Raw genomic sequence first — 12,970 nt, 5'->3', positions numbered from 1 at the left:
AGGCCGGTCCTCACCGTTCCTCTGCGTTGGCCCCCTGAACGCTGGGTGTGCTCTCCAGCGTCATGGAAGCGTCCACGCCTTCCGGCTTCTTATCGCCGACCCACCAGAATCGCAGTACCTCGGAGGTCTTCGGCGACTTGCGGCACCACGGCGACAGGACCTTCGAGGAGAACCGCCCGGAAGCCGGACTCGGTGGAACGGTCGGCGTTCACTGCGCTGAGCACGGACGTGCTTTCCCGACCCGCGCTACGAACACGGGCCTACTCGGTGACCATCAAAGGATCATTCGGGAAGGTACGCCTTCCGCGTCCGTCCAAGTCCTGAGCAATGCTCCTGCCCGGCGGCAGCCTGCAGTTGACGGTTCCCAACGATCGTGGCGCCTGGTCTCGCTGCGCTTCACGTTCTCCTTGAACCAGGTGGAACCGACGGCCGCCCATCGCCTGCTGAAGGTGCACCAGCGCATCGCGGCCGACGGCCGCTTCGAGGTCCGTACCGGTGGGCGGGCCGTCGGAGGCGGTGACCTGCCACCCAAGCCCGACGCGGTGCTCCATCGGACCGAACAACTGCGGCGGTATGCCGAAGACCTCGATGTCATACAGCGCCACTGCGAGCAGTACTTTCCCGTCCCCGACGAGGTGGACCCCAGCTCGCGGAACGCCCCGCGCGCGGAACGGCTCCTCGTCGACGGACACTGCGAGCTCTCCCCGCTCCTGCCCCGGATCAGCTGCACCCTGAACGGCCAGGACTCCCCCTGCCTGCGAGCCCTCCTGACCGGCGGGCCACGTCCCGTCCCCGGCGTGTGCCAGGAGTTCGCCCTCGCCGTCGACGAGCGCCGCCTCGACCTCGGACCAGTGGTGCTCTTCCACCCCCGCGTCGTCGCCGAGAACAGCGACCGGATCCTCAAAGCGCTCGACGCCGGACAGGGGCGACGGCAAGCGGCTCATCCTTCGGCCCGCCGACGGAGAACACGTCCGGCTTCTGCGCCTCTGCGCCGCAACCGACGCCGAGCCGGCCCCCGCCCCCCCCTGCGCCTGCCCGGCTTTCCCGAACCCCGCTGCCGGCACAGATCCCGGGTCCCGCCGCCCACCGTGGCCGCACATCTGCTGAACAGCACCGGTCCGAACCAAGAAGCGGGCCAAAGTCGTGCAACCAACGGATATGGCACGTGGATGCGTCGTCCAGCGGCCACGCCCCGGACACATCTGCGCAGGAGTGCCACACAGGCTGCACACACCCTTTCGAAAGCCTCGCTACCTTTGCTCGCGGCTCGCTCCCCCGTGCGAAAGTGAACACAGGAAGATCGCAGATGGACTACTGCTCCACGTGCCGCCGGCATCTCAACGGCGCCCTGGTGTGCCCCGGGTGCGGCGCCTGTGCCCCGGGCATCGCTCCCCTCGCCGACGCAACGCCCGCGCCGGGCGCAGCAGCGTGGCAGGCCCCGTCCCACTTCTGGCACGACGCGGAGCCCGGCGCCGAGGAATTCGGCGAGGCACCGCAGGAGTACCCGTGCAACGGCCCGGACTCCCCCTCCCCGACGCCGATGGGCCGGGCGGCACGGCGTCGCCAGCGGGAGCGCTGGAGGAAGACCCAGCGCAGAGCCCTGGTGGCCACCGCGGTCACCCTGGTCGGCGGCGGCCTGACCGTCTCCTCGATGGACCGGCAGTCCACGGATCGGACGCAGGCTGCATCCGCGCCTGACAGGGAGGCCATGGGAATCGCGCAGGAGCAGGCCACGGAGCCCACTGCGGCCCCGTCGACGCCGACCGAGACACGCCGGTACCAGCGCACATCGTCCGCCACGCGCTCCTCCACGGCGAACACACCGCGCGAGCAGTCCGCCGCAGCGCCCCAGACCACGCCGACGACCCAGGCGATCCAGCAGGCCGGCGGCACGACTCCCCTGACGACGACGGCGTCCTCTGCCGAGTCGCAGGCCGCCTCCACGGTGTCCGATGCCACGGACACCGTTACGGAGACGACGGCCTCACCCACGCCCTCGGCCACCGACAGCACCGGCACCTCAAACACGGACACCTCGTCGGCGACCGCCTCACCGTCCGACTCCTCCTCGCCGTCAGGGCTCTGCCTGCTCGGGCTGGTCTGCATCAGCTGATCCTGAGCACCTCGGTGGACCCCGAAGCGTCCACGGGGCCCACCCGTGGTTCCTCCCGGCTCCCCGGACGACGCGGGCGAGGAAGTGACCTCCCTCCGTGCCCGCTTGGGCATCACGGTCGCCGACGCAGGGGTGCTGTCCGAGCGGGCGGCGCTGACCGCACTCATCAGAGGCGGGCACGCCGGCGTCCTGTGACCGTGACCGATCTGCTTCCGACACTTGCGGCAGCGAGGAGTTGGGACGGTGGGTTGACTGCCCCTTCGCGGCTCACGGCCTGGGCCACTTCAGAGGGCAGGACGCTCGACGACGGGTGCGGCCGACACCGTGCCCGGCGTCAGGCAGCCGTGGGCCTCCCACAGCCGGGCCGTGGGGATGTCCACCGGATAGTCCTCGATGAGCACCGCGGGCTTGCTCGTCACCGGCCCGGCCGCCTCGGCGGACCCGGTCACCCCGTTCAGGTCCGCGTCCTCAAGCATCAGGTAGTCCCGCCTCGACATGGCCCTGGCGTACCAGTGCGACTGCAGGTGCCCCGCCTGGACGATCTGCTGGTCGGGATCGGACAGCGCGTAGCGGCCGTGCATCGGCCGGCCGGAGCGGGCGACGAACGAACCCTTCTGCCACTGACCGTCCGCGTCGAGCAGGAAGCCGAGCAGTGACGGCTTTCCCGAGGCCCGTTGGGCCAGCAGTCGTCTGCGCATGGCCTCCATGAACGCCGGCTTCGAAGAGTGGTGCGGCAGGACACTGGCCTTCAGCGTCACCGGAGCGGCTTCCTCTGCGGAGGACAATGCGGACGGCAAGCCCTGCTGCCGCATGGTGTTCCAGACGTCCATCTCCTGGGCCACCTGTTCGGCAGTCATCGGCGTCGGGCGCTCGCCCCACATCCGCAGGAACGCGCTGGTCTCCCGCTCGCCGAGCCCCAGCGTCCGGGCGTGCGCTCGGACGGTGCCCATGCCGGCGATGGCGCGCAGGTAGGAGTTCTTCAGCGTCGCCAGGTCCTGGGCCATCTCCGGCGCGGCGAACCGTGCCGCCTCAAGGCCCAGTTCGGCCGCCTGCCCAGTGCGCAGGAACCGTTCGAACTCGCGGATGCCCTGACGGATGCTGAGAAACACCGCGTAGACGAGCTAGCCGAACTCCACCGTGCCAGGGATCGGCACCGCGTACAGCACGTTGTGCGTCGGCTAAAGGATGCTCCGCCAGGCGGCCCCGCGCCTGCGCCTCCGCCTCGGCGGCCCGGGTGGCCGCGGTAAGGATGCTCTCCTCCAGCGCGGGATTGGCGAGCAGTTGTCGGCGGAACGCCGCCACATCGCCGCTCTGGTTGAACGCCTCGACGGCCGGGCGCATCGCGCAGCAGCGACGCCAACGCCGCGGCGTCCAGGCCGACGCCGATCAGTGCCACGACGACCCACGCGAAGCTCACGTCGTCGGACAGCAGTTGGGCGCCGTGCGCCTGCGAGCGCGTCTCGTGGCGGCGGAACTCCTCCACCGCCTGGTGGGCGGTCCGACAATGCCCGTACGGACCATCTCGCCTGAGGTCTGAGAGCAGTCAGTGCGTACAGGCGGTTCCGGCGAACGCACAGTCCGCCGCCGCGACATCGCGTCCGGTGAGGTAGGCGGCCGCGTCCAGCGAGGTGGACAGGGGCCGGCGCGTGGCGGTGCTGAACTGGTACGGCGCGTCGGTGGTGATGTACCGGTCGGCTGACGCCGCGTAGCTTCCGGGGTTCTTGCGCAGGACCCAGAGCCACGTTCGCGTGTACGCCGGCACCTCACAGACTCGAAAACCGCCCGGGCCGCCGGCCCGGCGGCGGCACGAGATGGTCGGCCTCAGCCGGCTCCCCCGTTGCCGCCGCGCCCGCCCTGGCCGCTGCTCTGGCAGCCTGCGCCGAGGCAGATCCCGCCGTTGCCGCCCCTGCCGCCGGCGCCGCCGTCACCGGAGCCCACCGCGTCCCCGCCATTGCCGCCGTTGCCCCCGTTGGCGCTGCCGCCGCAGATCCCGGCGCAGATCCCGCCGTTCCCGCCGTCCGTCCCGTCCCGGCCCGGACCGCCGGCCGTGCCGTTGCCGCCGTTGGCGCTGCCGTTGCAGATCCCGGCACAGATCCCGCCGCCCGTACCGCTGCTCCCGTTGACCGTCCCGTTGCACTGGCCCGCGCACACCCGGTCGCCGATACGGACGCTGCCGCCTGCCACCGTGATACTGCCGACGGTGCCGCGCGCGGTGCCGCCCGGCTGCGTGCCCCCGCCGTCCGCGGCCGGCAGATTTTGGGCGGCCTGCGCCGTGGCCGCATGCCCCTGCGGCATCGGCGCCGCCATCGCGGCCGGCGCCAGCGCGCCGGCCGCCAGACCAGCGGTCAGGGCAGCCGAGACCGTGAGACCGAGACGGATTTTCCAAGAGCGCATACGCATGAAATTCTCCCTTCCCGAAGAATTCGTTTCCGTGACGCGGTTTCCTTGACGCGGTTTCCTTTTCCCGCCTCTTCCCCTCCGCCCGTAAGGACAAGTGCGGAAGAGGCCACCGGGCGGGCCCTGTATCGAGCAGGCCGGCCCGGTCTAAAGGCCCCTCAGGAGCCGGAGAGGAAGTTCACCCCCATCAGCGCGGCCCAGTCACCGTCGCGGAACTGCTTGGCCCAGGTGTCGATCTCCTTTTCCGAGACCTTGTACTTCTTGGCGACCTCGGCCTTCTTCGCCTGCCCGGACTCCACCGCCATCACGATCCGTATCTTGTCGATCACCGTGAGCTTCGATGCGGGCTTGTCGGGCAGATCGCCGAACCGGAAGCAGCCGGACGTGCCGGGCTTGCCGGGCTCACCCGGCCGGCCGGGCTCACCGCCCCTGCCGCCTTCCCCGCCCTTCCCGCCTTCTCCGCCCTTGCCGCAGTGGGAGGACTGGTCGGCCAGGACCGCGCGGCCGGTGGCCGGCGTGGCACCCGGCGACGCCTGCGCGGCGCACGCGGTGCCGGTGGCCAGGGCCACCGAGGCGACCGCCAGGACGAGGGGACGCTGCCAGAGCCTTCTGGACATGGGGATTCTCCGTTTCCGTCACGAGGTGTCACACGAGGTGAAAATTTGAAGGAGGTGGGGGGTGGGGGGTGGAGGCCGCTTTGACCTCCACCCCGCCGGGGCGGGCCACCAGGGCCCGGACGCCGCAGCCCCTTTTCGGGGCTGCCGGCGCGGGAGCGTCAGAAGATGCTGCTGCCTCCCGCGCCGCCGCCGCCGCCCAGGCCGCCGAAGAGACCACCCAGGCCGCCCTTGCCGCCCTTGCCGCCGTTGCCGCCCTGGAAGACACCGTCGCCGCCGTTGCCGCCCTTGCCGCCGTTGCCGCCCTTCAGGACGCCGTCGCCGCCGCCACCGCCACCGCCGGCGTTGCCGCCGAACAGGCCGGTGCCACCGTTGCCGCCCTTGCCGCCGTTGCCGCCGACGACACCGTCGCCGCCGCCACCGCCGCCGCCACCGCCGCCGCCGGACAGGACACCGTTGCCGCCGTTGCCGCCCTTGCCGCCGTCACCGCCGGTGCCCAGCACGCTGCCGCCACCAGAGCCGCCGGAGCCGCCGCCGCCGCCGATGAGGCCGCCGCCGCCATCCCCTCCGTCACCGCCGACGCCGCCGCCGTGAACGAAGCTCACGACATGCGAGGCCGGCATCGGGGCGGCCATCGCGGAGGACGCCGGAAGGAGAATGCCCCCCGAGATCACCGCGGCCGAGGCGAAGAGCGTCGCAAAACGCAGGCCACGCCGCCGGGAACGGACATCACTGTGGGTGTGAACATTACGAGTCATGGAATTTCTCCTAGCAATACAGAGGGGCTCATTGACGCGCCCCAGGAATTCTGGACAATGGCCGGCGGACCGGTTTCCGACCGGAACCGCCATACCGGAACAACCCGCGGACCGGTGAAAGAGACAACCCCGGTGAGGATTTCCGCCCCTACCGCACTGCCTCAATTTCCTTTCCGGTGAGGCCCGCACTTCAAGTAGGCCAAAACCGCCGAACCCGGTCACGTTCCGAGGGCTCGGGACTTGACGGATCCAAAGACGCCGGGTAGAAGCCGCCGAGACAAAACGCCGGAGGCCGCCTCCACGGCCGGGGAAACCGCCTCCCGCCCCCGACAGCACCGGCACGCGCACACCGCTCCTGCCCTCCTGCCCGGCAGCATGCGCGACGGGCAGGCCCAGCCGGACGCAACAAGCCCCGCCGACCCCCGCCGGCACACTCACCGCGCCACTGCCCCACCCCGCACCCCGCGCACGCCGTCCCCGAGCGCGGACCAGAGGGCCGGGGACGGCGCAGCCGGCACCGGACCAACAACCGCGCCGCACCACTGAAGGGGACACCTTCCACCGGCTGAAGCCGCGGGGTCAGGACGGCAGTTGACAGACGGCCGGCCCGCCGCGGCCGGCGCTGAACGGCCGCGGCGCGGGGAGACGGTCCCGGACCAGCACGAGAGGACCGCCGAGCCGCCGGCGGGCGACGGCCGGCCGGCCGGTCACGGTCACGGCCACTGCCACTGCCACTGCCACTGCCACTGCCACTGCCACTGCCCCACGCGAAGCCCTCACACCGCTGCGGCCGCCGGCCGGGACAGAACCGCCAGACCAGACGCGAGGCACTCACCCGGCCTCCAGCAGGTCAAGGCGGTCCCTCGCCATCCGGTGGCGGCAGCGGCCCCGCACCGCCGGCGCTCCACGGCCACGCAGAACCCCAGCGGCCGAGCCGGCACCGGCGGGGCGTGGAGCGAACGATGTCCTAGCCAGCTGGCGCTCGGCGTCTGCACCGCCGCTACTTCGACACGCACTGGTTCATGACCTACCGGGAAAGTAGCTGACCAAGCCCCGCCGCCAACAGCTGTCCGCAGCCCGGTCGGCGGCACTTCGGAGAACAGGGCAGAAACACCCGTCCGTCACAGCAGACTCGCCACATGCAATGAAGTCTCACAGCAGCCGAACGCCCGCGGCATCACCGGCGCCCCCGGACGATCCAACCGCCGCCGCGCCCCCTCCCCCTGCCGCCACACATCCCCGGCCGCCGTGTCCCCCCGCCCGCCGGCCCGGCACCCGGCACCCGGCACCCGGCACCCGGCACCCGGCACCACCAGCCGTGCCGCCGCAGCACCCGGCGACGCGCCGGGGCATGCAGGGGCGTGCACAACCCGGCGGCCGCGCACCGCCTCCATCCGCCGCAACGTCCACCGCCAGCCACCCCGGCCATGAACCACAGGGCCCCGGCCGCCAGATCCGCCGCCACCGCCGCACCACGGCAAACCCGCCGACCCCTGGCGATCACCGTGTCCGTCCCGCCCGCGCGAGGCGCCCGGCCGCCCCCGGCCCCACCCCTGCGCGACCTCCCGCCGCCCGGCCATCAGCCCGCCACCGACCACACACCGCACAACAGCGGGGACCAGCAGCCGTCAACACCCCCACGACACCCGACGGGCAGCCTCAGTCACCGGACGAACGGACAAAGACCGGCCGGGCCCACAGCGGCGGATCCGGGGCCGGCCCGACAGGCTGCGCGGCCCCGGCAGAACCACCGCCCGCCCGCGCCGGCGGATGCTCACCCCCGCCGGCGCTCCCCGCAGCGGCGCGCAGAGCCGCCACGAATTCCAGGCAGGAGCCGTAACGGTCCTCGGGAACCTTCGCCAGCGCCCTGGCCAGCACGTCGTCCATCGCCGGCGCAGTGCCCGGCCGCCTCTCACTCAGAGCAGGCGGAGCATCGTACTGATGCGCCCATAGCAGCGCGATGTCGTCATCCCGCCGGAAAGGCGGCCCGCCCGCCAGCATCTCGTAGACGACGCAGGCCAGGCTGTACAGATCACACCGGCCGTCCACCGGACGGCCCGAAATCTGCTCCGGTGCCACATAATCCAGCGTGCCGACGAACTCGCCCACCGTGGTGAACCCGGTCAACGACAGCGATTTCTTCGTCAGCCCGAAATCCGTGAGATACACATGCTCGGGATGATCACTGTCCGTGCCCCGGGCCACCAGAACATTCCCGGGCTTGACATCCCGGTGCACCAGATCATGCTCATGCGCCGCATCGAGCGCCGACGCCACCTGAGCCGCAATACGCAGCGCCGTCTCCACCGGCAACGGGCCGTCCCGGTCCAGCAGAGCCCGCAGATCCAGCCCCGGCACATAACGCATGGCGATATACAGGACACCATCCGTCTCACCGGCCTCAAAAATCGGCACAATATGCGGATGGTCAATCGCAGCCGCCACCCGCGATTCATACGTGAAACGCCGGCGGAACGTCTCATTGCGGACCATTTCCGGAGCCAGCAGCTTCAGCGCCACCGTGCGGTCCAGATGTAGATCCCGCGCGCAATACACCACGGCCATACCCCCCCGCCCGATCTCACGCTCCACCCGGTACCCCGCAATCTGCGCCCCTACCAAACCCGAAGCCCGCCCCGTATACACCTCCCTCTCCCCCGACCCACCCGCACCCGGCACATCCGGTCCCGCACCCATCACACACACCCCGCCCACACCCGCAACCCCGACCCCGCGAAACCGGCAAACCACCCATCCATACACAAATACTATCCAGCAGCCCACACCACCGCCCCACACCACCCACCGCCCCAGCCCTACTCCAGGACAGACCCAACCCGGAAAAGACACCGCACCCGCCCGACCACGGCGAGCGCGGTGCCGTCGAGGTTCCGGCCGAGGTGGACATCGCTCGGCCCGCCCGGCTCACGCAACGGTCGTGCCCCTCGGATTGACGCCGTCAGTCGCACAGTCCGCGTGGTAGTGCGTGAGCGTGCCCTGCTTCACGTACCCGTTGACGAGACCGTCGTGGTCGTGCAGCCGGTGGCCTGGCCGGGCGGAAAGGTGACCTCCCGTACGACGTAGTCGGTGTCGCCGATGGTGATCTGGCTGATCAGCTTGCCCGTGACACCAGGTCCCGGCGGTGTCGCCTGAGCGGTGCCGCAGGTGAGGGGGGTGGCCGCGGCCACCGCCCCGGCTATGCCGACGCGGAGCGCAGTGCGTATACGGGGACCGTCAGAGGCGCGAGCGGATGATCGAGGACGTACCGCTGCGAACATAGAGGCAGAGATGGGCAGTTGGGTCCGGATTCAACAGATCTCGGAATTCCTCGTGCACATCCGGATCTCCGCCCAGTCGACGTACTTGCCGGCGCGGGGCAGCGGCGAGTGGATGAGACACAGGTCGACGTAGTCCAGGCCGAGCCGGTCGCGGGACTCCTCGAAGGAGGCCAGGTTCTCCTCGTACCCGTGGTGCCGGCCCGGGAGCTTGGTCGTCACCACGGCCTCCTCGCGGGGGACGCCGCTGCGGGCGACGCCGAGCCCAACACCGGCCTCGTTGTGGTAGCTCGTCGCCGTGTCGACCAGGCGGTCGCCCAGGCGCAGGCCCTCCGCCACCGCCCCTTCCGCCTCCGCGTCGCTCATGGGCCAGGCGCCCAGGCCGATCGCCGGGAACCGGTGCCGTCGTTGAGCGTGTGTACCGGGATGCTGACCACTCCCGGACCTTCCCTTCGACTGTGTCGTCCGCCCAGCGTCACGGATAGGGTGAGCAGTGATCAAGCGGACGGGCGGGGAACTGGCGGGGGATGAAGGCAGCGGACGGCATGGGCAGCACCGAGGAGAAGCAGCCGGCAGGCCATGGACGCCCCACGTCCCGGGACGTCGCGCGGCTCGCCGGCGTGTCGCACACCGCGGTCTCCTTCGTGTTCAACGGCCGGGCCGAGGGCAACCTCTCGCCCGCCACCCAGGAACGCATCCGCCAGGCCGCCGCCCAGCTCGGCTACCGCCCCGACCCCGTCGCCCGCGGCCTGCGCCGCCGTCGTACGGCCGTGATCGGCCTGGTCACCGACGAGATCGCCTCCTCGCCCTTCGCCGGCCGGCTGCTGCGCGGCGCGATGGACACCGCCTGGGACAACGAGCACCTCGTCCTGACCGTCGACTCCGGCGGCGACCCCGCCAAGGAGGACGCCGCGGTCGCCGAGCTCCTCGACCGACGCGTGGACGGCATCATCTACGCCGCCTTCTCCCTGCGCCGCGTCCGCGTCCCAGAGGGCCTGCACCGCACCCACTCCGTCCTCGCCAACTGCGTCCCCGAGGACGACTCGCTGCCTGCCGTCATCCCCGCCGAACGCGCCGGAGGCCGTACGGCCGCCCGCCTGCTCCTCGACGAGGGGCACCGCAGGATCGCCCACGTCGGCGGCCTCGACGACATCGCCTCGGTCGAGCGGCTGCGCGGCTTCCGTGACGCGCTGCGCGCCGAGGGGATCACCGTCCCCAAGGAGTGGGTCGTGCGGACCGGCGGCGAGATCTCCGGCGGCTACGAGGGAGCGCTGCGGCTGCTCGACGGCGTGCCCGCCAACCGCCGCCCCACCGGGATCTTCTGCTACAACGACCGCGTCGCCGCGGGCGCACTGCACGCCGCTGCCCGGCTCGGGATCACCGTCCCCGAAGAGCTGTCCGTGGTCGGGTACGACGACCAGGAGCACATGGCCGCCTTCCTGTCCCCGCCCCTCACCACCGTCGCCCTCCCGCACCGGGCGATGGGCGAGGCGGCCACCCGGCTCCTCCTCGACGCCATCGAGACCGGCAAGACGCCGCCCGCGACGGTACGGCGTCTCGCCTGCCCGGTGATCAGCCGCTCGTCGGTGGGACCTGCTCCCATCCGATGACGGTGGCCCCGGCTCCGGTCACGACGAGCTCGGGCACGTCGTCCGGACGTCGGTAGATCCGCTCGGTGACGGTGGCGCGATCGTCGGCGAACAGCTCGAACAGGGAGCCGTCGACGAGGATGCGCACCTCCCGCGCGGGCGCCCGCACGACGAGGGGCGCCGACCCCTCGCTCCGGGTCCGCGGCCAGTCGCTGCTATCCAGGGTCACGGTGCCTTCGTCCGGGTCCAGCCGGATCGTCAGCTCCGCGCCGGAGGCAGAGCGCAGCAGACTGACGGTGGTCGGTGTGCGGGCGGTGACCGTCAGGTCGTACGACTGCGGCAGCGGGGTGCGTTCCGGTGCGGTGGCGAACGGCTCGGCCGCGCGCAGCAGTTGCAGCTCCGGAGCCGGTACGACGCTCAGCGCGCCGTCCGGACGGACGTCCACGACCCTCGGCGCGGTGAGGACACCGGCCCAGCCCGCAGCGTCCACCTCGCCCTGCTCACGGGCCTCCCAGGACCAGCCCCACATCAGGGCCCGGTCCGCCTCCTGGAGGACGGCGGGTGCGTAGAAGTCCCGCCCGTGGTCGAGCCGGCCGCCGGTGCGTGTCCCGAACCGCAACCCACCTTCGCCGTCCGGCTCCAGACGGCCCGTCAGACAGCCCGTGGCCATCGGGTCGCCGTCCCACAGCGACACCACGAGCACCCACTCCCCGCCCGCCGTCGCGAACAGTTGCGGGCACTCCCAGCCGACCGCCTTGTCGCCGAACACGTCCGTCGCCACAGGGTCGTTGCCGTCGAGCAGCACACCGGCGAACCGCCAGTCGGCCAGGTCGTCGCAGTCGTACAGCAGGACCGACGGCGTGCCGTCGGCGTGGCCCGCCCCGACCAGTGCCCAGCGCCGCCCACCACTGCGGAAGACGAACGGGTCGCGGAACATCACGACGTCCAGGCCGGCCGGCGGGCCGGTCACGACCGGTGTGGGCAGGGGCTTCCAGTCGGTGAGGGTCTCGTCGTCCGGGACGACCGCCCGGGCCAGGCAGATGGTGCCGAGGCCGCTGTGGTGGCGGTCGATGCCGGTGTAGACGGCGGTCGGTACGCCGTCGTCGTCGACCACGCACCCGGACCAGCAGCCCGCCTCGTCGGGGCCGCCGGGTGTCGGGGTGAGCGCGACGGGGTGGTGTTCCCAGTGGGCGAGGTCGGGGCTGGAGACATGGCCCCAGTGGACGTTCTCGTGGCGCGGGGCGTCGGGGTTGTGCTGGTAGAAGAGGTGGTAGCGGTCGCGCCAACGGAAGGGCCCGTTCGGGTCGTTGATCCAGTGGGCGGGCGGACGGACCCTGAAACGCGGGGCGTTGGGGTCGTGCTTCAACGGTTGACTCCTGCGGACGTGATGCCCTCGCGCAGAGGGCGCTGGCCGACGACGAACACGGCGACGGCGGGGATCATGGAAAGGACGACACCGGCGAGGACGACCGAGATGGAGCCGGTGCCAAGATTGCCCTGGAGGGAGACGAGGCCCAGCGGCAGGGTGTAGTTCTGGCCGGAGGTCTCCAGGATCAGCGGCCGGAAGAACTCGTTCCAGTGGTAGTTGAAGGCCAGCACGCCGACGATCGCGAGGCCGGGCGCGGCCAGCGGGGCGTAGACCGAGCGGAAGATGCGCCAGGGCCCGCAGCCGTCCAGCATCGCCGCCTCGCCCAGGTCCTTCGGCATGCCGAGGAAGTACTGGCGCATCAGGAAGGTGCCGAACGCGGTCGGAAACGCCGGAATGATCAGACCGAGCAGCGTGTCGGTCAGACTCATCGACTTGAGCACCAGGAACACCGGAACGATCGTGACCTGCAAGGGGACCATCATGGTCGCGAGGACCAGTCCGAACAGCGGCTTCTTGAAACGGAATTCGAGACGAGCGAACGCGTAACCGGCGAGACCTGCGGTGATCATCTGCCCGACCGCGATCAAAGCGGTCACGAGTGTGGAGTTCAGAGCGAGCAGCCACACATCGATCTGGTCGAAGACCCCGCGGTACGACTCCACGGTCGGGCTGGTCGGAATGATCCTCGGCGGCAGGTCGAAGGACTCGGCCGGCGTGCGCAGCGAGGTGGAGACGGTCCAGATGACCGGACCGAGCGTCAGCAGGGCGCACACCGCCAGTCCGGTGATCCGCGCCCACGGAGCGAGCGAGTGACGGGCCCGGCTCACGGTCGAAGTCGCTTGGGTCATAGGGGAT

Annotated in this window: 12 protein-coding genes and 2 pseudogenes; 3 read left to right on the top strand and 11 right to left on the bottom strand. The window is 71.3% G+C overall.

What is annotated here, in order from left to right:
- Nucleotides 1-260: 260 nt before the first annotated feature.
- Entirely contained in the window at nt 261-935 is a 675-nt protein-coding gene (locus tag AB5J50_RS49920; protein WP_369265126.1) for a hypothetical protein, read from the bottom strand.
- Nucleotides 936-1,285: 350 nt separating this feature from the next.
- Between AB5J50_RS49920 and AB5J50_RS49915 the strand changes: the two genes are divergently transcribed.
- Nucleotides 1,286-2,113, top strand: a complete 828-nt coding sequence (locus AB5J50_RS49915; RefSeq protein ID WP_369265125.1) for a hypothetical protein — start codon at nt 1,286-1,288, stop codon at nt 2,111-2,113.
- Between the two features lie 45 nt (nt 2,114-2,158).
- Complete coding sequence (locus AB5J50_RS49910; RefSeq protein ID WP_369265124.1) at nt 2,159-2,308, top strand: hypothetical protein; 150 nt, start codon at nt 2,159-2,161, stop codon at nt 2,306-2,308.
- An 89-nt stretch (nt 2,309-2,397) separates the two neighbouring features.
- On the opposite strand, the gene AB5J50_RS49905 is transcribed toward AB5J50_RS49910, so the two are convergent.
- From AB5J50_RS49905 to AB5J50_RS49870, 8 genes and pseudogenes are all read right to left on the bottom strand, one after another.
- The gene (locus AB5J50_RS49905; protein WP_369265123.1) at nt 2,398-3,222 is read right to left on the bottom strand and encodes a polymorphic toxin type 5 domain-containing protein; all 825 of its coding nucleotides are present in this window, start codon (nt 3,220-3,222) and stop codon (nt 2,398-2,400) included.
- Between the two features lie 434 nt (nt 3,223-3,656).
- Nucleotides 3,657-3,875, bottom strand: coding sequence for a hypothetical protein (locus AB5J50_RS49900; RefSeq protein WP_369265122.1), 219 nt, complete (start codon nt 3,873-3,875; stop codon nt 3,657-3,659).
- Nucleotides 3,876-3,934: 59 nt separating this feature from the next.
- Nucleotides 3,935-4,513 carry a hypothetical protein gene (locus tag AB5J50_RS49895; protein WP_369265121.1) on the bottom strand — a complete coding sequence of 193 codons (579 nt, stop codon included), beginning with the start codon at nt 4,511-4,513 and terminating at the stop codon, nt 3,935-3,937.
- 155 nt (nt 4,514-4,668) lie between these two features.
- The gene (locus tag AB5J50_RS49890) at nt 4,669-5,127 is read right to left on the bottom strand and encodes a DUF1153 domain-containing protein (RefSeq protein WP_369265120.1); all 459 of its coding nucleotides are present in this window, start codon (nt 5,125-5,127) and stop codon (nt 4,669-4,671) included.
- Nucleotides 5,128-5,285: 158 nt separating this feature from the next.
- Nucleotides 5,286-5,882 (bottom strand): hypothetical protein, encoded by a 597-nt coding sequence (locus AB5J50_RS49885; protein WP_369265119.1) that lies wholly within the window; start codon nt 5,880-5,882, stop codon nt 5,286-5,288.
- A 1,659-nt stretch (nt 5,883-7,541) separates the two neighbouring features.
- On the bottom strand, nt 7,542-8,579 hold the full coding sequence (locus AB5J50_RS49880) for a serine/threonine-protein kinase (RefSeq protein WP_369265118.1): 1,038 nt from the start codon (nt 8,577-8,579) through the stop codon (nt 7,542-7,544).
- 191 nt (nt 8,580-8,770) lie between these two features.
- Nucleotides 8,771-9,106: pseudogene (locus AB5J50_RS49875) on the bottom strand (cupin domain-containing protein); the annotation flags it as partial.
- 129 nt (nt 9,107-9,235) lie between these two features.
- Nucleotides 9,236-9,594 (bottom strand): annotated as a pseudogene (locus AB5J50_RS49870) (aldo/keto reductase); the annotation flags it as partial.
- Between the two features lie 108 nt (nt 9,595-9,702).
- Here AB5J50_RS49870 and AB5J50_RS49865 point away from each other — a divergent pair.
- Complete coding sequence (locus AB5J50_RS49865) at nt 9,703-10,767, top strand: LacI family DNA-binding transcriptional regulator (protein WP_369265737.1); 1,065 nt, start codon at nt 9,703-9,705, stop codon at nt 10,765-10,767.
- Here the strand turns inward: AB5J50_RS49865 and AB5J50_RS49860 are convergent.
- Complete coding sequence (locus AB5J50_RS49860) at nt 10,730-12,112, bottom strand: glycoside hydrolase family 32 protein (RefSeq protein ID WP_369265117.1); 1,383 nt, start codon at nt 12,110-12,112, stop codon at nt 10,730-10,732. The genes AB5J50_RS49865 and AB5J50_RS49860 overlap by 38 nt on opposite strands.
- Nucleotides 12,109-12,963 (bottom strand): carbohydrate ABC transporter permease, encoded by an 855-nt coding sequence (locus AB5J50_RS49855; protein ID WP_369265116.1) that lies wholly within the window; start codon nt 12,961-12,963, stop codon nt 12,109-12,111. The genes AB5J50_RS49860 and AB5J50_RS49855 overlap by 4 nt, the downstream gene beginning before the upstream one ends.
- Between the last annotated feature and the right edge of the window lie 7 nt (nt 12,964-12,970).

Source organism: Streptomyces sp. R35 (genome assembly GCF_041053035.1).
Lineage (GTDB): Bacteria > Actinomycetota > Actinomycetes > Streptomycetales > Streptomycetaceae > Streptomyces > Streptomyces lutosisoli.
This window is presented reverse-complemented; position numbering and strand designations above follow the sequence as displayed.